General features: G+C 70.9%; 25 protein-coding genes and 1 pseudogene. 17 read left to right on the top strand and 9 right to left on the bottom strand.

Features of this window, described 5'->3' with window-relative positions; genetic code table 11:
• Positions 1-82 precede the first annotated feature (82 nt).
• Positions 83-1189 carry an amidohydrolase family protein gene (locus OG485_RS12695; RefSeq protein WP_328668445.1) on the top strand — a complete coding sequence of 369 codons (1107 nt, stop codon included), beginning with the start codon at positions 83-85 and terminating at the stop codon, positions 1187-1189.
• A 159-nt stretch (positions 1190-1348) separates the two neighbouring features.
• Here OG485_RS12695 and OG485_RS12690 read toward each other — a convergent pair whose 3' ends face one another.
• The 4 genes and pseudogenes from OG485_RS12690 to OG485_RS12675 all read right to left on the bottom strand — a co-directional run bounded on the left by OG485_RS12690 (position 1349) and on the right by OG485_RS12675 (position 5094).
• Positions 1349-2356, bottom strand: coding sequence for a COX15/CtaA family protein (locus OG485_RS12690; protein WP_328668444.1), 1008 nt, complete (start codon positions 2354-2356; stop codon positions 1349-1351).
• 123 nt (positions 2357-2479) lie between these two features.
• The gene (locus OG485_RS12685; RefSeq protein WP_328668443.1) at positions 2480-3295 is read right to left on the bottom strand and encodes an ABC transporter permease; all 816 of its coding nucleotides are present in this window, start codon (positions 3293-3295) and stop codon (positions 2480-2482) included.
• Complete coding sequence (locus OG485_RS12680; protein WP_328453745.1) at positions 3292-4215, bottom strand: ABC transporter ATP-binding protein; 924 nt, start codon at positions 4213-4215, stop codon at positions 3292-3294. Before OG485_RS12680 ends, OG485_RS12685 begins: the two co-directional genes overlap by 4 nt.
• A gap of 11 nt (positions 4216-4226) precedes the next feature.
• A pseudogene (locus OG485_RS12675) lies at positions 4227-5094 on the bottom strand (aminoglycoside N(3)-acetyltransferase).
• Positions 5095-5255: 161 nt separating this feature from the next.
• Between OG485_RS12675 and OG485_RS12670 the strand changes: the two are divergent.
• From OG485_RS12670 to OG485_RS12635, 8 genes are read left to right on the top strand one after another with little or no spacing between them, the layout of a single operon-like run.
• Positions 5256-5999, top strand: coding sequence for a helix-turn-helix transcriptional regulator (locus OG485_RS12670; protein WP_328668442.1), 744 nt, complete (start codon positions 5256-5258; stop codon positions 5997-5999).
• Positions 5996-7420, top strand: coding sequence for a Fe-S cluster assembly protein SufB (gene sufB / locus OG485_RS12665; RefSeq protein WP_328668441.1), 1425 nt, complete (start codon positions 5996-5998; stop codon positions 7418-7420). Before OG485_RS12670 ends, sufB begins: the two co-directional genes overlap by 4 nt.
• A gap of 58 nt (positions 7421-7478) precedes the next feature.
• Positions 7479-8660: a Fe-S cluster assembly protein SufD gene (sufD, locus tag OG485_RS12660; protein WP_328668440.1), complete on the top strand. Its 1182-nt coding sequence runs from the start codon at positions 7479-7481 to the stop codon at positions 8658-8660.
• On the top strand, positions 8660-8983 hold the full coding sequence (locus tag OG485_RS12655; protein WP_261703358.1) for a bifunctional 3-phenylpropionate/cinnamic acid dioxygenase ferredoxin subunit: 324 nt from the start codon (positions 8660-8662) through the stop codon (positions 8981-8983). Before sufD ends, OG485_RS12655 begins: the two co-directional genes overlap by 1 nt.
• 7 nt (positions 8984-8990) lie before the next feature.
• Positions 8991-9764, top strand: a complete 774-nt coding sequence (gene sufC, locus OG485_RS12650; RefSeq protein ID WP_328668439.1) for a Fe-S cluster assembly ATPase SufC — start codon at positions 8991-8993, stop codon at positions 9762-9764.
• On the top strand, positions 9761-11017 hold the full coding sequence (locus OG485_RS12645) for a cysteine desulfurase (protein ID WP_328668438.1): 1257 nt from the start codon (positions 9761-9763) through the stop codon (positions 11015-11017). Before sufC ends, OG485_RS12645 begins: the two co-directional genes overlap by 4 nt.
• Before the next feature lie 16 nt (positions 11018-11033).
• Entirely contained in the window at positions 11034-11498 is a 465-nt protein-coding gene (gene sufU, locus OG485_RS12640; protein ID WP_151470345.1) for a Fe-S cluster assembly sulfur transfer protein SufU, read from the top strand.
• 50 nt (positions 11499-11548) lie between these two features.
• Complete coding sequence (locus OG485_RS12635) at positions 11549-11911, top strand: metal-sulfur cluster assembly factor (RefSeq protein WP_328674348.1); 363 nt, start codon at positions 11549-11551, stop codon at positions 11909-11911.
• A gap of 94 nt (positions 11912-12005) precedes the next feature.
• On the opposite strand, the gene OG485_RS12630 is transcribed toward OG485_RS12635, so the two are convergent.
• Positions 12006-12959, bottom strand: a complete 954-nt coding sequence (locus OG485_RS12630; protein ID WP_328668437.1) for an AbfB domain-containing protein — start codon at positions 12957-12959, stop codon at positions 12006-12008.
• Positions 12960-13309: 350 nt separating this feature from the next.
• Between OG485_RS12630 and OG485_RS12625 the strand changes: the two genes are divergently transcribed.
• Positions 13310-13675 (top strand): VOC family protein, encoded by a 366-nt coding sequence (locus OG485_RS12625; RefSeq protein ID WP_328668436.1) that lies wholly within the window; start codon positions 13310-13312, stop codon positions 13673-13675.
• Here the strand turns inward: OG485_RS12625 and OG485_RS12620 are convergent.
• Positions 13664-14713, bottom strand: a complete 1050-nt coding sequence (locus OG485_RS12620) for a DUF7847 domain-containing protein (RefSeq protein ID WP_328668435.1) — start codon at positions 14711-14713, stop codon at positions 13664-13666. The genes OG485_RS12625 and OG485_RS12620 overlap by 12 nt on opposite strands.
• A 289-nt stretch (positions 14714-15002) precedes the next feature.
• On the opposite strand from OG485_RS12620, the gene OG485_RS12615 reads away from it, so the two are divergent.
• From OG485_RS12615 to dapD, 3 genes are all read left to right on the top strand, one after another.
• Complete coding sequence (locus tag OG485_RS12615) at positions 15003-15323, top strand: DMT family transporter (RefSeq protein ID WP_326788478.1); 321 nt, start codon at positions 15003-15005, stop codon at positions 15321-15323.
• A 34-nt stretch (positions 15324-15357) separates the two neighbouring features.
• Positions 15358-15927 carry a TetR/AcrR family transcriptional regulator gene (locus tag OG485_RS12610; protein ID WP_328668434.1) on the top strand — a complete coding sequence of 190 codons (570 nt, stop codon included), beginning with the start codon at positions 15358-15360 and terminating at the stop codon, positions 15925-15927.
• A gap of 73 nt (positions 15928-16000) precedes the next feature.
• Positions 16001-16990 carry a 2,3,4,5-tetrahydropyridine-2,6-dicarboxylate N-succinyltransferase gene (gene dapD, locus OG485_RS12605; protein WP_328668433.1) on the top strand — a complete coding sequence of 330 codons (990 nt, stop codon included), beginning with the start codon at positions 16001-16003 and terminating at the stop codon, positions 16988-16990.
• Positions 16991-17149: 159 nt separating this feature from the next.
• Here the strand turns inward: dapD and OG485_RS12600 are convergent, their stop codons facing one another.
• A complete protein-coding gene (locus OG485_RS12600) occupies positions 17150-17647 on the bottom strand; it encodes a hypothetical protein (RefSeq protein WP_328668432.1) in 498 nt (165 codons plus the stop codon).
• A gap of 137 nt (positions 17648-17784) precedes the next feature.
• Between OG485_RS12600 and OG485_RS12595 the strand changes: the two genes are divergently transcribed.
• Together OG485_RS12595 and OG485_RS12590 are read left to right on the top strand one after the other, a co-directional pair.
• Positions 17785-18354 carry a SigE family RNA polymerase sigma factor gene (locus OG485_RS12595; RefSeq protein WP_328668431.1) on the top strand — a complete coding sequence of 190 codons (570 nt, stop codon included), beginning with the start codon at positions 17785-17787 and terminating at the stop codon, positions 18352-18354.
• A complete protein-coding gene (locus OG485_RS12590) occupies positions 18351-19589 on the top strand; it encodes a WD40 repeat domain-containing protein (protein ID WP_328668430.1) in 1239 nt (412 codons plus the stop codon). Before OG485_RS12595 ends, OG485_RS12590 begins: the two co-directional genes overlap by 4 nt.
• A 30-nt stretch (positions 19590-19619) precedes the next feature.
• Here OG485_RS12590 and dapA read toward each other — a convergent pair whose 3' ends face one another.
• Positions 19620-20588 (bottom strand): 4-hydroxy-tetrahydrodipicolinate synthase, encoded by a 969-nt coding sequence (gene dapA, locus OG485_RS12585; RefSeq protein ID WP_328668429.1) that lies wholly within the window; start codon positions 20586-20588, stop codon positions 19620-19622.
• A gap of 171 nt (positions 20589-20759) precedes the next feature.
• On the opposite strand from dapA, the gene OG485_RS12580 reads away from it, so the two are divergent.
• Together OG485_RS12580 and OG485_RS12575 are read left to right on the top strand one after the other, a co-directional pair.
• On the top strand, positions 20760-20897 hold the full coding sequence (locus OG485_RS12580; protein WP_328668428.1) for a hypothetical protein: 138 nt from the start codon (positions 20760-20762) through the stop codon (positions 20895-20897).
• Complete coding sequence (locus OG485_RS12575) at positions 20894-21577, top strand: hypothetical protein (protein WP_328668427.1); 684 nt, start codon at positions 20894-20896, stop codon at positions 21575-21577. Before OG485_RS12580 ends, OG485_RS12575 begins: the two co-directional genes overlap by 4 nt.
• A gap of 104 nt (positions 21578-21681) precedes the next feature.
• Here the strand turns inward: OG485_RS12575 and OG485_RS12570 are convergent, their stop codons facing one another.
• Positions 21682-22848 (bottom strand): YihY/virulence factor BrkB family protein, encoded by a 1167-nt coding sequence (locus OG485_RS12570; protein ID WP_328668426.1) that lies wholly within the window; start codon positions 22846-22848, stop codon positions 21682-21684.
• Between the last annotated feature and the right edge of the window lie 8 nt (positions 22849-22856).

Raw genomic sequence — 22856 nt, 5'->3', positions numbered from 1 at the left:
CACGGGGTGTGCGCGACCAACACCTGACACCCGGCTCAGCCGTTAGGACCTGAAAAGCAACGGTCCATTCGCGGGAGTCCGGATGATCGAAACGCCGTCCCTGGTGGACCAGTACTGCCACGGCGTACTGCGGACGGAGCTGGGCCTCGGCACGTTCGAGGCCCAGCTGGTCAGGACCGAGGGGCCGCCGGCCGCGGGCACCACCTTCTTCGACACCCAGACCGGCTTCGCCGTACGACGCTGGTGCCCGCCCCTGCTCGGACTCGAACCGCACTGCACGCCCGCCCGCTATCTGGCCCGGCGCCGCGAACTCGGCGTCCTGGAGTCGGGCCGCAGACTGCTGCGCGGCAGCGGCATCACCACGTATCTCGTCGACACCGGTCTGCCCGGAGATCTGACCGGGCCGGGCGAGATGGCCTCCACGGGAGACGCGCGGGCGCACGAGATCGTCCGTCTGGAGCTGCTCGCCGAACAGGTCGCCGACACCTCGGGAACGGTCGAGGCCTTTCTCGCCAATCTCGCCGAGTCCGTCCACGGAGCCGCCGTGAACGCGGTGGCCTTCACCTCCGTCGCGGGCGTGCGGCACGGTCTGGCCCTCGCGCCCGAACCACCGGGACCGGGGGAGGTACGGGGGGCGGCGGGCCGCTGGCTCGCGGGCCGCCGGGTCGGCGGCCCGCTCACCGACCCCGTCCTGCTCCGCCATCTGCTGTGGATCGCCGTCGCCTCGGGCCTGCCCCTCCAGCTCCACGCGGGCCTCGGCGAACCGGGCCAGCGCATCGACCGCACGGACCCGGTGCTGCTGACGGACTTCGTCCGGGCCACGGCGGGCCTCGGCACCGACCTGGTCCTGCTGCACGGCTACCCGTACCACCGGCACGCCGCCCACCTCGCCGGTGTCTTCTCGCACGTCTACGCCGACTCGGGCGCCGCCCTGGTGCGCACCGGGGCCCGGGCCGCGACCGTCCTCGCCGAGATCCTGGAACTGGCGCCGTTCGGCAAGATCCTCTTCTCCAGCGGGGCGCACGGCCTGCCCGAGCTGCACGTGGTGGGCGCCCGCCTGTTCCGGGAGGCGCTCGGCCGGGTGTTCGGCGGCTGGGTCGCGGAAGGGGCGTGGTCCCTGGAGGACGCCCAGCGCGTGGCCACGATGGTCGCGGCGGGCAACGCGCGGCGGGTGTACGGGGTGGGGTGAGCGCACCGGCGCCCGCCGAGGACTCACGCGCGTGAAGGCCCTCCCCGGCGGGCCGTGTGCGTGCTTCCCCCGGACGGCCTACGCGTGCGAAGGCGCTCTCTGGACGGGCCACGCGCGGGTGAACGGTGTCCCCGGACGGGCCTGGGCGGCCCGGACAAGCTACGCGCGGGTGAGGGCCGACGTGGTCGCGGGACCCGGCAGATCCGCCACGGTCTCCGGGCGCTCGCGCAGGGCCAGCAGCACCCGCAGCACCCCGATCCACACCAGGCAGGAGCCGAGCATGTGGAGGGCGACCAGGGCCTCGGGCAGGTCGGTGAAGTACTGGACGTAGCCGATGACGCCCTGGGCCAGGAGGATCAGGAACAGGTCGCGGGTGCGCCGCAGGGGACCCTGGGGGGCGTCCACCGCCTTCAGGACGAACCAGAGGGCGAAGGTCAGCGTGACGACGATCCAGGCCAGCACGGCGTGCAGCTTGGCGACGTTCTCCCAGCCGACGGGGATGCGGGCGACCTCGCTCGAGTCACCCGCGTGCGGTCCGGCACCGGTGACGACCGTGCCGACGGCGATCAGCAGGACCGAGGCGACGACCATGAACCACACGAGCTGCTGCACGGACTTGCCGACCAGCGGACGCGGCGCCGCGTCGCCCTCGCGGGTGCGCTGCCACATGAGCGCGGCGACCGTGATGAGCGCGGTGGAGAGCAGGAAGTGGGCGGCGACCGTGTACGGGTTGAGGCCGACCAGGACGACGATCCCGCCGAGGACCGCGTTGCTCATGACGATCCAGAACTGGGCCCAGCCGAGCCGGGTGAGGCCGCGCCGCCACGGCTTCCGCGAGCGCGCAGCGATGATCGCCCACCCGACGGCGGCGCACAGCACGTACGTCAGCATGCGGTTGCCGAACTCGATGGCGCCGTGGAAGCCCATCGCGCTCGTCGCCGTGAGCGAGTCGTCGGTGCACTTGGGCCAGGTCGGGCAGCCGAGGCCGGAGCCGGTGAGCCGCACGGCACCGCCGGTGACCACGATGACGACCGCCATGACGAGCGCGGCGAGGGCCGCGCGCTGCACCGTCCGGGAGGCCGGGGTCCAGCGTTCGGCGATGAAGGCGAGCGGGTTGCGCACCGCGCTGAGGGCGTCGGCTCGGGTCAGGTTCTGCACGCGCACCATCGTAGGGGCCCGCTTGTGCACGCTTTCACGAGGGTCCGCCCGGGAGCGGCGGGCCGGCCGCCCTCCAGGGCGGGGCCACTCACTCCCCGTGAAAGGTCCACCACTTCCGGTGGGGTGAGCCGGTCATTCCCAGCGGAAGAACCGGCCGGCCGCGCCGAGGCCCAGGACCGCCCAGACCGCCAGGATTCCCAGGTCGCCCCAGGGCATCTGGGCACCGTGCTGGAGCACCGCCCGCAGTCCGTCCGAGAGCGCCGAGACGGGCAGCAGACCGAGCACGTCCTGGGCGCCCGCGGGGAACTTGTCCATCGGCACGATCACCCCGCCGCCGACCAGGAACAGCAGGAAGACGAGGTTCGCCGCGGCCAGTGTCGCCTCGGCCTTGAGCGTGCCCGCCATGAGCAGGCCGAGCCCGGAGAAGGCGGCCGTGCCGAGGACCAGCAGGAGCAGGACGGCGAACGGATTGCCGTGCGGCGACCAGCCCAGCGCGAACGCGATCGCGGTGAGCAGGATCACCTGAAGGATTTCGGTGACGAGGACCGACACCGTCTTCGCGGTCATCAGCCCCCAGCGGGGGAGCGGAGAGGCCGCCAGCCGCTTCAGGACGCCGTACCGGCGCTCGAAGCCCGTGGCGATGGCCTGGCCGGTGAACGCCGTCGACATCACGGCCAGCGCCAGGATGCCCGGCGCCAGGAAGTCGACGGCCTCGCCCGCGCCGGTGTCGATGATGTCCACCGAGCTGAACAGCACCAGGAGCAGGGTCGGGATGACGACCGTCAGGAGGAGCTGCTCGCCGTTGCGGAGCAGCATCCTCGCCTCCAGCGCGGCCTGCGCGCCGATCATGCGGGTCAGCGGGGCGGCGCCCGGCTTCGGGGTGTACGTACCGGCGGTGGTCACGGAAGCGGCTCCCTGCCGGTCGGCTCCAAGCTGTGCCTGGCTCATGAACGCAGCTCCTTGCCGGTCAGTTCCAGAAAGACGTCTTCGAGGGTGTGGCGTTCGACCGAGATCTTCTCCGGCATCACACCGTGCTGGGCGCACCAGGACGTCACGGTCGCCAGCAGCTGCGGGTCGACCTTGCCGCCGACGCGGTAGGCCCCCGGTGTCAGCTCGGCCGCCGTGCAGTCCGCCGGGAGGGCCTTGAGCAGGGAGTTCACGTCGAGTCCGGGGCGGCCGCCGAAGCGCAGGGTGTTCTCCGCGCCGCCGCGGCACAGCTCCTCGGGGGAGCCCTGGGCGACGACGCGGCCCGCGTCGATGATCGCGACGTCGTCGGCGAGCTGCTCGGCCTCGTCCATGTGGTGCGTGGTGAGGATCACCGAGACACCGTCGGAACGCAGGTCGCGCACCAGGTCCCAGGTCGCGCGGCGGGCCTGCGGGTCGAGGCCCGCGGTCGGCTCGTCCAGGAAGACCAGCTCGGGACGGCCGACGACCGCCATGGCGAGCGCGAGGCGCTGCTGCTGGCCGCCCGAAAGCCGCCGGTAGGTCGTGCGGCCGCAGCCCTCCAGGCCGAGCCGCTCGATGAGCGCGTCCACGTCCAGCGGGTGGGCGTGCAGTTTCGCCACATGGCGGAGCATCTCGTCGGCGCGGGCGCCCGAGTAGACCCCGCCGGACTGGAGCATCACGCCGATCCGGGTGTGCAGCTCGCCGGACTGTCTCGCCGGGTCGAGGCCCAGGACGCGCACCGTGCCGGAGTCCGGCGTGCGGTAACCCTCGCAGGTCTCGACCGTGGTGGTCTTGCCCGCTCCGTTGGGTCCGAGTACGGCGGTCACGCCCGCCGTGGCCACCAGGTCGAGGCCGTCCACCGCGGTCTTCGTTCCGTACCGCTTCACCAGGGCCTGGACCTGGACGACGGGCTCGCTTCGCATGAGGAGCAAGTCTAGGGACGTCGGCGCGTCCCGGAACCGCCGGGGGCCGCATCCACGTACAGGTCCCGCGGCCGGTGCATCGACAGCCACCGCTCCGCGTACGCCACCGCGTCGGCCACCGGGAAGAGCCGCGCCCGGGCCGCGCCCACGGTCCCCCGTACGACGGGACGGTCCCGCTCGAAGTCGGCGCCGAGCTCCTCGAACAGCTCGGAGGTGATCGACACCTCCCGCACCGTCCGCCAGCCCGTGGGGGAGGGCCGGCCGACCTCCACGACGGGTGAGGGGATGCGGTACTCGGCCAGGTGGAAGCTGGTGCAGCTGTCGTAGCCGGCGCCGAGCAGCAGGACGCGGGCACCGCCGGCCTCCAGGCGGGCCAGCGGGCTCCTCCCCCACTGCCTAAAGGGCGTGGGGGGACCCCCAGCCGAGCCGGCAGTCGGGCGCGTGTCCGTCCACGATGGCCGCCGCGCGCGGGCCGAGCGCCGCGAACGAGGTCTCCGGGTGCGCGCTGCGCAGGGCGCCGGGCCAGGTGCGGACGGTCTCGGGTATCACGCCGACGCCGCGCGAGGGCGTCACGCGCGGGTCGTAGTCGGGCATGGTCGCCCGGATGGTCGGCCACCACTCCTCGGGAACCGGAGGGCGGCTCCACAGCGCCGGGTCGGAGAGGTCGCCGGACTGTGTCGGGACCACCAGCGTGCCGTCCGGACCGAGTACGTCGAGCAGTCCTTTTACGACGGTCACGGGGCCGCCGTTGACCCAGCCGAGGGAGCTGAGCGAGGAGTGGACAAGAAGCGTTTCTCCCGGCCGTACGCCCAGGGTGCGCAGGTCCCCGGCGAGGGTGTCCCGGGTGACGAGTGGGCCGGTCGGAGGGGGTGTCGGCATGGTTCCGGAGTCTTCCCGAGAGGGCGTCCGGACGCCAGCGAATTGATCGATCAAAGATCGTTTGCCCAGGTCACATTAGGTATACCTAAGTGATGCAGCGCACCGCCCGCTCCGGAGGGCGCGGCTTGTCAGGCCCTGAGGAATTACGCAACAATGGTGTTGTGAAAAACGTTGGCGAGGCTCGGGAGACCCCCACGGGGCCCCCGCAGGAGGAACTCGCGACCGGTGAGCGTTCGACGCGCAACCGGGTCGCGCGGTCCATCCTGGACCACGGCCCGTCGACCGTCGCCGACCTGGCGGGCCGACTGGGCCTGACCCATGCCGCCGTACGCCGTCATCTGGACGCGCTGGTCGCCGACGACGTCGTGGAGGCGCGCGAGCAGCGGGTCTACGGAGCGCGGACACGCGGCCGTCCCGCCAAGGTGTTCGCCCTGACCGACTGCGGCCGGGACGCCTTCGACCAGTCCTACGACAAGCTCGCCGAGGACGCCCTGCGCTGGATCGCCGAGCGCGAGGGCGGGGACGAGGCGATCCTCTCCTTCGCCCGCGCCCGGATCGCCGCGCAGGCCGGGGCGTACCGCGAGGCCATCGAGGCCGCGACGCCCGAGGAACGCACGGAAGCCCTGGCCAAGGCCCTCAGCGCGGACGGGTACGCTGCCACGGCGCGCAGCGCACCGGTCGGCGAGCAGCTCTGCCAGCACCACTGCCCGGTGGCGCACGTCGCCGAGCGGTTCCCGCAGCTGTGCGAGGCGGAGACGGAGTTCTTCTCCCAGCTGCTCGGCACGCACGTCCAGCGACTGGCCACCATCGCCCACGGCGACGGGGTGTGCACGACGTTCATCCCCAAGATTTCGCACGACACCCACAACGCATCTGCAAGCACCGCCGGGAGGAACCCCGCATGACGCTCCCCATCGAGGAGACTGCCCACCCCGAGCTCGAGGGTCTGGGCACGTACGAATACGGCTGGGCCGACTCCGACGTGGCCGGTGCCTCCGCCAAGCGTGGCATCAACGAGGACGTCGTCCGCGACATCTCCGCGAAGAAGAACGAGCCGGAGTGGATGACCAAGCTCCGTCTCAAGGGTCTGCGCCTCTTCGGCAAGAAGCCCATGCCCAACTGGGGTTCCGACCTGTCGGGCATCGACTTCGACAACATCAAGTACTTCGTGCGCTCCACGGAGAAGCAGGCGGAGTCCTGGGAGGACCTGCCCGAGGACATCAAGAACACGTACGACAAGCTCGGCATCCCCGAGGCGGAGAAGCAGCGCCTCGTCGCCGGTGTCGCGGCCCAGTACGAGTCCGAGGTCGTCTACCACCAGATCAACGAAGAGCTCGAGGCGCAGGGTGTCATCTTCATGGACACCGACACCGCGCTCAAGGAGCACCCGGAGCTCTTCAAGGAGTACTTCGGCACGGTCATCCCGGTCGGTGACAACAAGTTCGCGTCGCTGAACACCGCGGTGTGGTCCGGCGGCTCGTTCATCTACGTGCCGAAGGGTGTGCACGTCGAGATTCCGCTCCAGGCCTACTTCCGTATCAACACGGAGAACATGGGCCAGTTCGAGCGGACGCTGATCATCGTCGACGAGGACGCCTACGTCCACTACGTCGAGGGTTGTACGGCGCCGATCTACTCCTCGGACTCCCTGCACTCCGCGGTGGTCGAGATCATCGTGAAGAAGGGCGGCCGCTGCCGCTACACGACGATCCAGAACTGGTCGAACAACGTCTACAACCTGGTCACCAAGCGCGCCGTGGCGTACGAGGGCGCGACCATGGAGTGGATCGACGGCAACATCGGCTCCAAGGTCACCATGAAGTACCCGGCCGTCTACCTGATGGGCGAGCACGCCAAGGGCGAGACCCTGTCCATCGCCTTCGCGGGCGAGGGCCAGCACCAGGACGCCGGCTCCAAGATGGTCCACATGGCGCCGAACACCTCCTCGAACATCGTCTCGAAGTCCGTGGCGCGTGGCGGCGGCCGTACGTCCTACCGCGGTCTCGTCGAGATCGGCGAGGGCGCCCACGGCTCCAAGTCGAACGTCCTGTGCGACGCGCTGCTCGTCGACACCATCTCCCGCTCGGACACGTACCCGTACGTGGACGTCCGCGAGGACGACGTGTCCATGGGCCACGAGGCGACCGTCTCCAAGGTCTCCGATGACCAGCTCTTCTACCTGATGAGCCGCGGTCTGACGGAGTTCGAGGCGATGGCGATGATCGTGCGCGGCTTCGTCGAGCCGATCGCCAAGGAACTGCCCATGGAGTACGCCCTCGAGCTCAACCGGCTGATCGAGCTCCAGATGGAAGGCTCGGTCGGCTAAGCGCCGGCCGCCGTATCCATCAAGCCACTCACGTAAGAAAGCGAGCAGACCGACAGCCATGGCTGAGGCTCAGAATATTCCGGTGGGCAGCACGACCGCCGGCCAGATCGCGGTGGCCGCCGAGTCGACCGTCGCCACGCGCATGAGCGCTCCCCCTTCCTTCGACGTGGCGGACTTCCCCGTCCCCCACGGCCGCGAGGAGGAGTGGCGGTTCACCCCGCTGGAGCGCCTGCGCGGGCTGCACGACGGCACCGCCGTCGCGACCGGCGAAGGCGTGCGGATCGACGTGACGGCCCCCGAGGGCGTCACCGTCGAGACGGTCGCCCGGGACGACGCGCGGATCGGCAAGGCCGGCACCCCCGTGGACCGCGTCGCCGCCCAGGCGTTCTCGGCCTTCGAGAAGGCCGGCGTCGTCACCGTCCCCAAGGAGACGGTGCTGACCGAGCCCATCCGGATCGCCGTGCACGGCGAGGGCGGGGTCGCCTACGGCCACCAGGTCATCGAGCTGGGAGCCTTCGCCGAGGCCGTCGTCGTCATCGACCACACCGGTGACGCGGTGCTCGCCGCCAACGTCGACTACGTCCTCGGCGACGGCGCCAAGCTGACCGTCGTCTCCGTCCAGGACTGGGACGACACGGCCGTCCACGTCGGCCAGCACAACGCGCTGATCGGCCGCGACGCCACCTTCAAGTCCTTCGTGGTCACCTTCGGCGGCGACCTCGTACGCCTCCACCCGCGCATCGCCTACGCGGGCACCGGCGGCGAGGCCGAGCTGTTCGGCCTGTACTTCACGGACGCCGGTCAGCACCAGGAGCACCGCCTCCTGGTCGACCACAACACCCCGCACTGCAAGTCGAACGTCGCCTACAAGGGCGCGCTCCAGGGCGAGGGCGCGCACGCGGTGTGGATCGGCGACGTCCTCATCGAGGCCAAGGCCGAGGGCACGGACACCTACGAGATGAACCGCAACCTGGTTCTGACCGACGGTGCCCGCGTCGACTCCGTGCCGAACCTGGAGATCGAGACCGGCGAGATCGTCGGCGCCGGCCACGCCTCCGCCACCGGCCGTTTCGACGACGAGCAGCTCTTCTACCTGATGGCCCGCGGCATCCCCGCCGACGAGGCCCGCCGTCTGGTGGTCCGCGGCTTCTTCGCCGAACTGGTCCAGCAGATCGGTGTCGACGACATCGAAGAGCGCCTTCTCGTGAAGATCGACGAGGAGCTGGAGGCGTCGCTCTGATGCCCGGCACCTTCGTGCGCGTCTGTGGGCTGAGCGAGCTGGAGGAGAACACCCCGAAGCGGGTGGAACTCGACGGCACGCCGGTCTCGGTCGTGAAGACCGAGGGGGAGGTGTTCGCGATCAACGACATCTGCTCGCACGCGAACGTCTCGCTCTCCGAGGGCGAGGTGGAGGACTGCCAGATCGAATGCTGGCTGCACGGCTCCGCGTTCGACCTCCGCACCGGCAAGCCGTCCGGTCTTCCCGCGACGCGCCCCGTCCCCGTATACCCCGTTCAGATCGAAGGGGACGACGTGCTCGTCTCCCTCAACCAGGAGTCCTGAGGAACCCATGGCAACGCTTGAAATCCACGACCTGCACGTCACCGTCGAGGCCGACAACGCCACGAAGGAGATCCTCAAGGGCGTCGACCTGACCGTGAAGCAGGGCGAGACGCACGCCATCATGGGCCCCAACGGCTCCGGCAAGTCGACCCTCGCCTACTCGCTCGCCGGCCACCCCAAGTACACGATCACCGGCGGCACCGTCACCCTCGACGGCGAGGACGTCCTGGAGATGTCCGTCGACGAGCGTGCCCGCGCGGGCCTGTTCCTCGCGATGCAGTACCCGGTCGAGATCCCCGGTGTCTCGGTCTCCAACTTCCTGCGCACCTCCGCCACCGCCGTCCGCGGCGAGGCCCCCAAGCTGCGTACGTGGGTGAAGGAGGTCAGGGAGACCATGGAGCGCCTCTCCATGGACCCGGCCTTCGCCGAGCGCAACGTCAACGAGGGCTTCTCCGGCGGTGAGAAGAAGCGCCACGAGATCCTTCAGCTGGAGCTGCTCAAGCCGAAGATCGCTATCCTCGACGAGACCGACTCCGGCCTGGACGTCGACGCCCTGCGCGTCGTCTCCGAGGGCGTCAACCGCGTCCGCGAGACCGGTGAGGTGGGCACCCTGCTCATCACCCACTACACGCGCATCCTGCGCTACATCAAGCCCGACTTCGTGCACGTGTTCTCCGGCGGCCGCATCGTCGAGTCCGGCGGCGCCGAGCTCGCCGACAAGCTGGAGAACGAGGGCTACGAGTCGTACGCACTCGACGCGAAGGGTGGCGTATCCGCGTGACACAGCTGCCGGGCCTCCTCGACACCGAGGCGATCCGCAAGGACTTCCCCATCCTGGACCGTCAGGTCCACGACGGTAAGAAGATCGTGTACCTGGACAACGCGGCGACCTCGCAGAAGCCGCGTCAGGTGCTGGACGCCCTGAACGAGTACTACGAGCGCTACAACGCCAACGTCCACCGCGGTGTGCATGTGCTCGCCGAGGAGGCCACGGCGCTGTACGAGGGCGCGCGCGACAAGGTCGCCGCGTTCATCAACGCGCCGAGCCGCGACGAGGTGATCTTCACCAAGAACGCCTCCGAGTCGCTCAACCTCGTGGCCAACATGCTGGGCTGGGCCGACGAGCCCTACCGCGTGGACCACGAGACCGAGATCGTCATCACGGAGATGGAGCACCACTCCAACATCGTTCCGTGGCAGCTGCTCTCGCAGCGCACCGGTGCGAAGCTGAAGTGGTTCGGTCTCACCGACGACGGCCGTCTCGACCTGTCGAACATCGACGAGATCATCACGGAGAAGACGAAGATCGTCTCCTTCGTGCTGGTGTCGAACATCCTGGGCACCGTGAACCCGGTCGAGGCGATAGTGCGCCGCGCCCAGGAGGTCGGCGCCCTGGTCCTGATCGACGCGTCGCAGGCCGCGCCGCACATGCCGCTCGACGTCCAGGCCCTCCAGGCCGACTTCGTGGCCTTCACCGGTCACAAGATGTGCGGTCCGACGGGCATCGGCGTCCTGTGGGGCCGCCAGGAACTCCTGGAGGACCTCCCGCCGTTCCTCGGCGGCGGCGAGATGATCGAGACCGTGTCGATGCACTCGTCGACGTACGCGCCGGCGCCGCACAAGTTCGAGGCGGGCACCCCGCCGATCGCGCAGGCGGTCGGTCTGGGCGCGGCGATCGACTATCTCTCGGCGATCGGCATGGACAAGATCCTCGCCCACGAGCACGCGCTCACCGAGTACGCGGTGAAGCGGCTCGCGGAGGTCCCCGACCTGAGGATCATCGGCCCCACCACGGCCGAGGACCGCGGCGCGGCGATCTCGTTCACGCTGGGCGACATCCACCCGCACGACGTGGGCCAGGTTCTCGACGAGCAGGGCATCGCGGTCCGGGTCGGTCACCACTGCGCCCGTCCGGTCTGCCTGCGGTACGGAATTCCTGCGACGACGCGAGCGTCGTTCTATCTGTACTCCACGCCGTCCGAGATCGACGCTCTGGTCGACGGCCTGGAGCACGTACGGAACTTCTTCGGCTGAGGGGCTGGCTGGGAACGTGAAGCTGGATTCGATGTACCAGGAAGTCATCCTGGACCACTACAAGCACCCGCACGGGCGCGGTCTCCGGGATGGCGACGCCGAGGTGCACCACGTCAATCCCACGTGCGGTGACGAGATCACCCTGCGTGTGAAGTACGACGGCGAGCGGATCGAGGACATCTCGTACGAGGGCCAGGGCTGCTCGATCAGCCAGGCCTCGGCCTCCGTACTGAACGACCTCCTGGTCGGCAAGGACGTGTCCGACGCGCAGAAGATCCAGGAGACCTTCCTGGAACTGATGCAGTCCAAGGGCCGGATCGAGCCCGACGACGCGATGGAGGAGGTGCTGGAGGACGCGGTCGCGTTCGCCGGTGTCTCCAAGTACCCGGCCCGGGTCAAGTGCGCCCTCCTCAGCTGGATGGCGTGGAAGGACGCGACGGCCCAGGCTCTGGGCGAGAGCGCCGAGAGGAAGACGGCATGAGCGAGAACACTGTGACATCGGACGAGACCGTCGTGACGCCGGACGAGTTTGTGGCCGCGTCCGGCGAGACCGCCGCGGCGTCGGGCGGGAGCCTGACGACGAAGCCCGCCTCGGAGGAAGAGGTCCGCGAGGCGCTCTACGACGTCGTCGACCCCGAGCTGGGTATCGACGTCGTCAACCTCGGCCTCATCTACGGCATTCACATCGACGACGCGAACATCGCGACGATCGACATGACCCTGACGTCCGCGGCCTGCCCGCTCACCGACGTCATCGAGGACCAGGCCAAGTCCGCCACGGACGGTCTCGTCAACGAGCTGCGCATCAACTGGGTCTGGATGCCGCCGTGGGGCCCGGACAAGATCACGGACGACGGCCGCGAGCAGCTTCGCGCGCTCGGGTTCAACGTCTGAGTCCTCGGTCCGGGGCTTCGGCCCTCGAGTACCTCGCACGGGGCGGCACCTTCGGGTGCCGCCCCGTCGCGTTTCCCTGGCGGGCGCCCTGGGTTCAGGCCAGGCCCCGCACCAGGCGGAACGCGGAGTCCTCCCCGTAGAGCCGGTCGCGCTCGTAACGCCCGAGGACGAGCTGGAAGTTGCGGTGGCGCAGGAAACGGCCCGGGTAGTTGACCGCCTCCAGCATCACGGCGCCCGAGTGGGAGGACGCCCGGGGGCAGAAGGTGGCGTCCTTCCGGAAGATCGCGGAGCCGTCGTCGCGGTCGGCGCGCAGGACGAAGTCGCGGTGGCGCAGGTAGGAGCCGTCGGTGGTGGCGAAGGAGTAGCAGGAGGACTTCGCCAGTCCTGGAAGCACCTTGAAGCTGGCGGCCCGCCGGGTCGCGGCCGGGCTGCCGGAGCCGACCGGGTCGAGCCGCACCTGACCGTCGCTCAGGTGCCAGTAGCGGTCGGGGTAGTTGACCGCCTGGACGGACTTCAGCCGCGAGGCCTGCCGGGGCGCGGAAGCGCTGCCGGAGGCGGCGGGCGTCGACTTCCCGGGGGCGGTCCCGCTGTCGGAGCCCTGGTCCGACGGATCCGGCGACACGGCGCCCCGCGACGCGGAGTCCGCCGAGGCCGAGCGTGAGGTCCCCGGCGAGGACAAGGCGTCCTTGCCCGCCGGGGCGGTGGCCGCTCCCGCGGGCGCGCCGAAGAGGAAGGGGTTCGCCGTGTCGGCCACGGTCCTGTTGCCCGCCTGACGTGACGAGTCGCCAGAAGAGTTCGCCTGTACGGAGATCGCGGCGATGACGGCGACCGTGACCACCGCCGCGAGCCCACAGGCCAGCCAGAGCCGGCGTGTCCCCGGCAGCCTGCCCTCGTCGTCCGCCCCGAGTGCCTGCCAGGGTGTGGGGGACACGGGTACGAGGTCGGTCGACACCGGGTAGGGCGCGCCGCGCGGGGTGGGGTGCCAGGGCGCGATCTCCCTGGAGGGGGTGGACCCGTCGGGACCGGATCCGGGCGTCACTTCTGGCATACGCGTTCCTAAGCGGGGGGAGGGCGAGCGCGTGAGGGGTGAAGCGAGAGGGTGAGGACGCGGCACACGGAGCGGGCGGTCATGGAGACCCGGTGTGCGGCTGGTGAAACAGTAGTGGAACCGGTGACTACTGAGCAGTCGTTTACCGCACCGATACCGAGAACCTCCCGCGGCTTTTCTCGGGCAATCACCCACAGAGCCACGGGAGTTGGGCGGGGGAGAGGTCTCTTCCGGGTGAGGGGCCGCCGGCGGTTGCGCCAGAGCTGTCCCCGAGCGCCCGCTCTTGTGTGCCCGCAGGTGTGGCCCGGTGGCGGTGGCGGAGCCTCTGCCCCCGGGGGAGACTGCCGTTCATGGCTGTCTCTTTCTACCAACTGGTCATCGACGCCCACGACCTGCCGGCGCTCGCCCGCTTCTGGTGTCAGGTCCTCGACTGGCAGGTGCTGTTCGAGGACGAGGACGAGATCGTCATCGGCGCCGACGCGAACGCGCTCCCCGGAATCTGCTTCGTACCCGTCGGCGAGCGCAAGACCGTCAAGAACCGGCTCCACATCGATCTCACGCCGGACGACCGGGCCGCCGAGGTCGAGCGGATCCTCGCCCTCGGGGCAAGCCGGGCCGACGTGGGGCAGGGCGAGGACGTGACGTGGACCGTCCTCGCCGATCCCGAGGGCAACGAGTTCTGTGTGCTGCGCCCGAAGAAGTCGCTAATGGACTGAGCCGGGCGCCTGCGGCCCGCCGGGTGCGGCAGGTCCCCCGGGGGTTTCGGGTCCACCGGGCGTCCCCGTGCCGGCAGCGCGCATCAGTACGTCCGCCAGCCCCTCCCTGCGGATGCGCTGGTCGATGTACAGCAGGCCGCTCAGCAGCGGCATGAACACCATGAAGAACAGCTGGACGAAGACACCGGCGATCGCCGAGAGCACCAGGGCCGGTCCCAGGTCGGGCAGCATCTGGACATAGACCTCGCTCATGCTCACGGACGTCTGCGTCGAGGCGGTGTACGGCTGCGGGGTCGGCATCGCGAACCTGAGCGGCACGTTGACCACGATGGCGACGATGAACGCGATCAGACCGCCCAGCAGGGTGATGCCGAACGTGCGCCACCACGCGCCGCGTACCAGCCGCGCCGATCGACGCAGCGCGGTCAAGGGGGAGGCCCCCTCCAGTACGGCGGCGGCCGGGGCGAAGCTGAACCGGACGAGCAGCCAGAGCGTCAGCGGCACCGAGAGCAGCAGGAGCAGGAAGGCGAGACCGGCCGGGACGAACGGCTCGCCGTTCGAGGCGGCCATCATCAGCCCGAAGAACATCAAGGCGAACAGCGCCATCGGAATCGCGATGAACACGCCCATCAGCAGGGTCACCCCGAGAACGGACGGGGTGCGCGACCAGGCGCGCTTCCACACGGCGCCGAGGGGGACCCGGCGCCCGAGAACGGCGTCGTGCAGGGTGGCCGCGGACGAGGCCTGGATGAAGGAGCTCGCCACCAGCGAGACCAGCATGCCCACGGCCCACACGAAGCCGAACGTGATCAGGACGGCGCGCAGATCGGACGGGTCGATGGACCGGGGCGCCGCGGACATGCGGTCCATCTGATCCTTCGTCGAGTGGTAGACGAGGACTTGCAGGCCCAGTGTCAGGGCCGCCAGGACCACGACGCCGGCGAGGGCGAGCCCGAACAGCGGCTTCGCGTAGCGGCGCATCGTGACGAAGGCGCCACCGAGGATGTGGTCCACGCCGAGCGGAGCCAGGGGGATCACGCCCGGCTTGGGCGGTGGCGGCGGCGGTGGCATCCAGCCCCAGCCGCCCGGAGTCCCCCAGTAAGGTCCCGACGGCCCTGAAGGCCCCCACCCAGAACTGTCCGACATGCCCCTCGCGCTCCATATGGTGTTGGGAGTCTGTTCGACTCCGGCCCCCTTGTGATCGCGAACGATATCCGCTGGGACGCATGGTGCCCATGGCATATACGGGATCCATACGCGGACGACCACGGGCGTCGGATGCGTACACCCGTACACATCCGCGGGCTCCATGTGTACAGTCGTACGCATGGGATACGTACTGCTCGCCGGTGCCATCGCGGCGGAGGTCGGCGCGACCACCGCGATGAAGTACACGGAGGGCTTCAGCAGGCTGTGGCCGTCCTTGCTGACCGTCCTCGGATACGTCGTCGCCTTCGCGCTGCTGGCGCAGACCCTGAAGACCGTGTCGGTCGGCACGGCGTACGCGATCTGGGCCGGCGTCGGCACCGCCGCCATCGCCGCGATCGGCATGCTGTTCCTCGGCGAGGGGCTCACGGCCGCGAAGGCCGCGGGGATCGTACTGATCATCGGCGGGGTCGTCCTGCTGAACCTGGGCGGGGCGCACTGATGGCCGGGCCCGGCGCGGCGGACGGCGCACCGTGATGGCGCGGCGCCATGACCCCGAGCGACGGCAGCGGATCATCGACGCGGCGATCCGAGTCGTCGGCGCCAAGGGCATCGCCGGGCTCAGCCACCGCTCCGTCGCGGCCGAGGCCGACGTACCGCTCGGCTCCACCACGTACCACTTCACGACCCTCGACGAACTCATGGTCGCCGCCCTGCGCCAGGCGAACGAGGGCTTCGCCGAGGTGGTCGCCGCCCGCGGCACCCTGGAGGACACCCGCGCGGACCTGGCCGCCGAACTCGCCGGACTGACCGGCGAATGGCTGGCCGGCGACCGCACGGGCGTGGAGCTGGAGTACGAGCTCTACCTCGCCGCCCTCCGCAGACCCGCGCTGCGCCCGGTGGCCGCCGAGTGGATCGACAGCCTCGTCGGACCACTGACCCGCCGCACCGACGCGGTCACCGCACGGGCGCTCGTCGCCCTGCTGGACGGGATCTGCCTCCAGGTGCTGCTGACCGGGACGCCGTACGACGAGGGGTACGCCCGGGAGGCGCTGGCGCGGATCCTGCGGGGCCGCGAGGGGGCCGCGGAGCGTCCGGGCCGGTGACCGGACGCCCGCTCACCGAGACGCCCCGCGCACCGGTTCGCCCGCGCGGCCCCCGCCAAGTTAGGTTGCACTCATGACCGACACGACTGCTTCTCGTACCACCGGCGCCGTCGCCGCCGGGCTCGCCACCCTGACCGCCGACGGCACCGTTCTCGACACCTGGTTCCCCGCACCCGAACTGTCCGCCGAGCCCGGCCCGGCCGGTACCGAGCGGCTGTCCGCCGAGCGGGCCGTCGAACTGCTCGGCGAGGGAGCCGCGCAGGCCATCGGCCCGGACGCCCGCCGGGGCGTCGAGGTGGTCGCGGTCCGTACGGTCATCGCCTCGCTGGACGACAAGCCGCTCGACGCGCACGACGCGTACCTGCGTCTGCACCTCCTCTCGCACCGCCTGGTCAAGCCGCACGGCCAGAACCTGGACGGCGTGTTCGGGCTGCTCGCCAACGTCGCCTGGACCTCGCTCGGTCCGGTCGCCGTCGACGACGTCGAGAAGGTCCGGCTGAACGCGCGCGCCGCGGGCCTGCACCTCCAGGTGACCTCCATCGACAAGTTCCCCCGCATGACGGACTACGTCGCGCCCAAGGGCGTCCGCATCGCCGACGCCGACCGGGTCCGCCTCGGCGCGCACCTCGCCGCGGGCACGACCGTCATGCACGAGGGCTTCGTGAACTTCAACGCGGGCACGCTCGGCACCTCCATGGTCGAGGGCCGCATCTCGGCCGGTGTCGTCGTCGGAGACGGCTCGGACATCGGCGGCGGCGCGTCCACCATGGGCACCCTCTCGGGTGGCGGCAACGTCCGGATCACCATCGGCGAGCGCTGCCTCGTCGGCGCGGAGGCGGGCGTCGGGATCGCTCTCGGCGACGAGTGCGTGGTCGAGGCCGGGCTGTACGTCACCGCCGGTACGCGCGTGACGATGCCCGACGGTGACATCGTCAAGGCCCGTGAGCTGTCCGGGGCTTCGAACATTCTCTTCCGCCGCAACTCGGTCACCGGCACCGTGGAGGCCCGCCCGAACAACGCGGTCTGGGGCGGCCTGAACGAGGTCCTGCACAGCCACAACTGATCATCGGCGGCCGTGACCTGCGGCCGTCCAATCGATCACCGCTCCGAACTGCTGCGCAGCTGTCGGCAGTTGTCAGCGCTGGTCACCGACGAGCGCCCTTCCACGGCCCCAGGACGGCCCGGGAGGGCGCTCGTGCGTCACCTCTCGACGTCCGCGTTCTCACAGCCGGGACGCGAACTCCGTCAGCGCGGCGAAGTCGGGCTCGCGCAGGCCGAGCCGGGGGTCGACATGGTGCAGGAGGGCGGGGGCAGGGTGGTGGGCGGAGACGAACGTCCCGTCGGCCGGGCTCTGTTCGTCGTCCACCCAGGCGAACGGGCGGCCCTCGGCGTAGGCCACGATGCGCTCCGTCTTCCAGTGGACGCCGTCGGGGCGCTCGGCGAAGAGGGCGCCGGTGAAATCGACGTAGGGGAGTTCGGGCAGGCCGATCACGGGGCCGATCCAGCGGTTCGCGGAGTCCATCCAGGTGGTGGCCCAGCACAGGTCGTAGCCGAGGGCCAGGAGGGCGCGGCCGTGGCCGGGGTGGAGCCAGACCCGCAGCGGCCGGCCGGGCTCCAGCGCCACGCGGATCGTGGTGTACCCCGCGGGCCGGCGCTCCTTCTGGGCCGCGTACGGATTGAGCGGGCCGTCGACGTCGAGGAACAGCAGGGGGCGGCTCATCGGGTCACCCTAGAGGGCGCCGGCGGCGGGAGCGGGCGCAATTTTCTCGGCTCGGAGGCATAGCGGGAGGTGGGGGCGCGCGTCATCAGGGGCACAGGGGTGGGTCACAAGGGGCCGCCGGGGACGAGAAGGTGACGATGGATGCCGAAGCGGATGAGACCTTCCGGGACTTCGTGGCGAACAGGTCGTCCGCGCTGCTGAAGACGGCGGTGCTGCTCAGCGGGGGAGACCGGCACGCCGCCGAGGATCTGCTGCAGAACGCGCTGATCAAGGTGGCCGGCCGCTGGAACCGGATCGACGAACCCGAGGCGTACGTACGGCGGATCCTGTACCGGCAGCAGGTGAGCCGCTGGCGGCTGAAGTGGCCGAGACGCGAACTGAGCGTCGCCGAACCGCCCGAGACGTCCGGACCCGCGGTCCCCGGCACGGACGCCTCGGCGGCCGCCGAACTGCGGATCGTCATGCGGGGCGCGCTGGCCCGGCTCACCGCGCGGCAGCGCACCGTGCTCGTGCTGCGCTACTTCGAGGATCTGCCCGAGGCCGACGTGGCCCGGATCCTCGGCTGCTCCGTCGGAACCGTGCGCTCCACGGCCCATCGCTCGCTCGCCCGGCTGCGGACGCTCGCCCCCGAACTGGCCGCGCTCGGCCCGGGGCACGAGCCGCAGCCGCCGTCCCGTGACTTCTCGCCCGTGGAGGTACACCGGTGAACGTCGAAGAACTCCTCCGCGACACACTCCGGGAGCAGGCCGAGGACGACCCGCGCACACCGCCGGGATTCGCCGACCGCGTGCTCGCCGTCCGCCGGCGCCGACGGACCCTGCGCATCACGTCCGTCGCGGTCGCCGCGGCCGCGCTGCTCACCGCCGCGATCGCGGTGCCGGGCCTGGACTCCGGAGGGCACGACGTACGTCCCTCGGGCGGGGTGCACCCCAAGCCGGCCACCACGCACGCGGCGCCCTCGGCGCACCCGGGGCAGTCTCCGGTGCACTCGCTGGTCGCGGCCGGGAGGACGGCGATGGCCGCCTACTACACCCGGAAGACCGACTGGCAGAGCGTCCACGACGGCATCCACAGGGGCATCAGGGTGCGCACGTACTGGCTGCTCGACCCGAAGTCCGGCCACTACGAGAAGGACACCCGGTGGTCGTTCGTCGCCGTGGCCCCCGGCCTGCGGACCGCTGCCGTGCTGGAGCGGCACCTGCCCGCGAGCCGGATCGGACTGCTCGACCTCGCCAGCGGCAAGGTCGAGCGGTGGATTCCGGTCGACCACCCGGTGGGCGGGCTGGAGTTCTCGCACGACGGCACGAGACTCGTGGCGACGACGTACAGCGAGGATCCCGACAAGCAGATCAAGATGGAAAACATCGACCGAGTCCCTGTGTCGGTGAAGCCCTCCCGCACCGGCTTCTACGTCTTCGACGTGGCCTCGGGCCAGGGCTCCTGGGCAGACGTGGGGGTGGTCCGGGACGACCAGGGCAACGAGATCCAGGCACGCCAGGACTTCGGGTTCTCCCGCGACGGGAAGACCATCAGGGGCCTGCAGTCGGTCACGCCCGGCGATCGCTTCTACGACGTGTCCGGCCGGGCGGTGAGCGTGCCCGACGCGGAGCGGTACCGCAACTGGTTCATGGGGGTCGGCCTTTCGCCGGACGGCACCCGGCTCGCCGGGGAGTTCGCGGGCGAGAAGTGGCACACCTCCTCGTGGATCCTCGACCCGCGTACCGGCAAACACCTGGCCGAGGTCCGTGGCCAAGTGCTCCTCGCGTGGGCCGACGACAGGTCCCTGATCGCCTGGGACATCGCCAAGGGTGACAAGAACGAGTTCCACAACCGGCTGGTGCTGGTCACCATCGGCAGCGACAAGGAGGTGCCGCTCAGCGGCTTCCTCAAGGGCACCGAGGGCACGGTGGGGCGCTGGGAACCCGTCTTCGCCGAGCGCTGAGCCCCCGCCGCCCGACCCGAACGACAGGCCCTAGGCGTATTGACCCGTGACCTGGGCGAGCACCGCCCGCAGCCCGTCGGCCGTCTCCCGGCCGACGGGCCGCAGCGGTGCCCGGACCGGGCCCGCCGGCAGTCCGAGCGTGGCCAGCAGCGCCTTCGCGGTGACCGTGCCGGGCAGGCCCGCCGCCATCATCGCCTCGATCAGCGGCACGGCCCGCCGCGTCAGCCCGGCCGCCCCCGCCGTGTCGCCGCCGTCGAACGCGTCGAGCACGGCCCGCATCAGGCCCGGCACGACGTTCGCCACCGTGCTGACACAGCCGGCCGCACCGATCGCGTACAGCGCGAGGACGTACTCGTCGCAGCCCGCGTAGTACGCCAACTCCGTTCGGGCCAGCACCCTTTGCGTACCGAGCAGGTCGTACGCGCAGTCCTTCACCGCCACGATCCGCGGATGCCCCGCGAGCCGGATCAGCGTCTCCGGCTCGATCCGCGTCCCGGTGCGCCCCGGGATGTCGTACAGCATGAGCGGCAGTCCCGAGGCGTCCGCGACCTCCCGGAAGTGTGCCTCGACCGCGTCCTGCGGAGGCCTGCTGTAGTACGGCGCGACCACCAACAGCCCGTCCGCGCCCGCCTTCTCGGCCGCCAGGGCCAGTTCCACGGTGTGCCGGGTGTCGGCGGTCCCCACCCCCGCCACGATCGACGCCCGGTCGCCCACCGCCTCCCGTACCGCCCGTACCAGCGTGGCCTTCTCGGTGTCCGACGTGGTCGGCGACTCGCCCGTCGTCCCGGAGAGCACCAGCCCGTCGCAGCCCTCGGTCACCAGCCACCCGGCGAGCCGCTGCGCGCCCTCGACATCCAGCGCGCCCTCCCGCGTGAACGGCGTGACCATCGCGCAGAGGACACGGCCGAAGGGAGGAGCGGGTCGCGCCGGGTGCGGGGTGGCGGTGACGGCCGGGGCAGGGGGGACGGGCGTCGCGGGAGCGGTCCTCGGAACGGTCATGAATGTAGTGTCGGCCACTCCATTGTGTAGCTCCACTTAAATCTTCTACGAGATATCGTCAACGAATGCTACGGCGTAGGGGCGTGGGGGTGAGCGAGGCACTGGTGCCAAACCGGGGCGTCATGGGTCACCATGGCCTGAACGGCAGTCGTCGGCACAGCGGGAGGCGTCATGAGGCTCGGCAAGGCACTCGCCACCGGAGTCGCGGAGGAACAGGTCCACGCACACGAGGAAACGGCGGAAATCCCCGACCTCGTCGAGGAGCCGGAGGCCGCCTCCGTGCCCGAAGAGGTTCCGGCCGGCCGATGAGGCTGCGGCTCCCCGAGGAACGCCCGACGGAGCCTCCGACCGGATACAAGATCGCCCACCCGGTGCTGTCCCAGGACGGCACCCGGGCCGGGTTCACCGGCGTATCGCTGGGTGGCGCCCTGCCGTACGGAGTGGTCGACGAGGCGCGCTGTGTCTACGGACGGCGGCACCGCGCCCCGCACCGCCGCTGCGACTGCGGCTTCCACTGCGTGCATGAGTCCGCCGTCGCCGAGGCGATGCTGTGCACCACCGAACACCGGGCCGCCGTTCTCCTCGAAGTCTCCGTCCTCGGCGCCTACATCCGCTTCGAGCGGGGATTCCGCTACGCCCGTCAGCGGGTGCGCAGCGCCGACGTCGGCCCCTGCGGCTGCGGCGCCGTGGCCGCGGCGCTGGCCGATGCCGGCTGGGGGCGTCCGGGCTGGCGCGCCCTGACGGCGGCGTGCGCGGGCTGCGTGCGAGGCCGTACGTCGCTCTCGCTCGCCTCCTTCGCGCGGCTGGCCGGTGAGGGTCTGCGGGTCCGGGCCGCAGGCCGCCCCGTGGCCGGCGTCGAAGGCCCTGAGGGCGCCACGGCCGGTCCCGGGGTGGCCGAGCTGGTCGCGGAGGCCGCTCTGCTCCAGGCCCGACTCGACTGGTTCCAGAGCCAGTTGGGCCAGTTGTACGACCGGGGAACCCAGGGGTAGCGCGCGCCGGGCCGGGTGATCGAAGGAGCCGGAGGGGAATGACGCGGCGGCGGACCGGACGCCGGTCCGCCGCCGCGTCATACGCTCGCCGCCGACCCCTCCCCTCACACCCGCTCGGCGGTGTCCCGGCCGGCCTCGGCGCGCGCCGGCGCGATTCCTGTCTCCACCTTCTCCCGGGCCGCGCGCAACGCCCGCAGACGCGGCGGCCACTTGCGGGTGTCACGCGGTTCGACGTAGGGCTCCTCGGTCGGGGGCCGGCCGTGGGTGATGGCGCGCTGGCGGGCCAGTTCCGCGTCGAACTCCAGTCCCAGGAGGATGGCGAGGTTGGTGAGCCAGAGCCAGACGAGGAAGACGATGGCGCCCGCGAGCGTTCCGTACGTCTTGTTGTACGAGCCGTAGCCGGCGGCGTAGACGGCGAATCCCGCGGACGCGGTCAGCCAGGACAGGGTGGCGAGGACGCTGCCGACGCTGAACCAACGGAAGCCGCGGCCGGAGACGTTGGGCGCCGCCCAGTACAGCAGCCCGATCATCAGCTCCACGAACACCAGCAGGACGGGCCACTTGACGATCGACCACGTGGTGATCACCGCGCCGCCGAGCCCGAACGCGGTACCGGCGCGTTCGGCCAGCGGCCCGGTGAACACCACGATGATCGCGCTCGCGGTGAGGAGCAGCATCAGCGTGACGGTGAGCGCCAGCCTGAGCGGCGTGACCTTCCAGACCGGACGGCCCTCCGGCAGGTCGTACACGGCGTTGGACGCACGGATGAACGCGCCGACGTACCCGGACGCGGACCACAGCGCCGCGAGCAGGCCGACGATCGCCAGCACCCCGCCCGTACCGCCGCTGTGCGCCAGTTGCGTCACCGCGTCACGCAGGATGTCGCGCGCCGGGCCCGGCGCCAGGTCCCCCACGTTGTCGAGGAGTCTGTCCGTGACGCGCTGCCCCATGACACCCAGGAGGGAGACCACCACCAGCAGCGCGGGGAACAGCGACAGTACGCCGTAGTAGGTCAATGCCGCCGCACGGTCGGCGAGTTCGTCGTCGCGGAACTCCTTCACCGTGCGCCAGGCCACGGAACACCAAGCTCGCGCGGGCAGCCTGACGGGACCGTCGTGCCCGGCGGGCGCCGCCGTCCCCGTCCCCGTCCCCGTCCCCGTCCCCGTGCCCGTGCCCGTCCTGATGCCGGTGCTCGTGCCGGTGCCGGTGTCCGTGACCGGGTCCGGGTCCGGAAGAGCTCGCCGCTTCGATTCCGGTCGCTTCTCGTCCATGACCGCCG

It is taken from the genome of Streptomyces sp. NBC_00328 (assembly GCF_036139655.1).
In the GTDB taxonomy this organism is placed as follows: Bacteria; Actinomycetota; Actinomycetes; order Streptomycetales; family Streptomycetaceae; genus Streptomyces.
The sequence above is the reverse complement of the archived record's forward strand: the minus strand, read 5'-3'. Positions and strand labels throughout refer to the sequence as shown.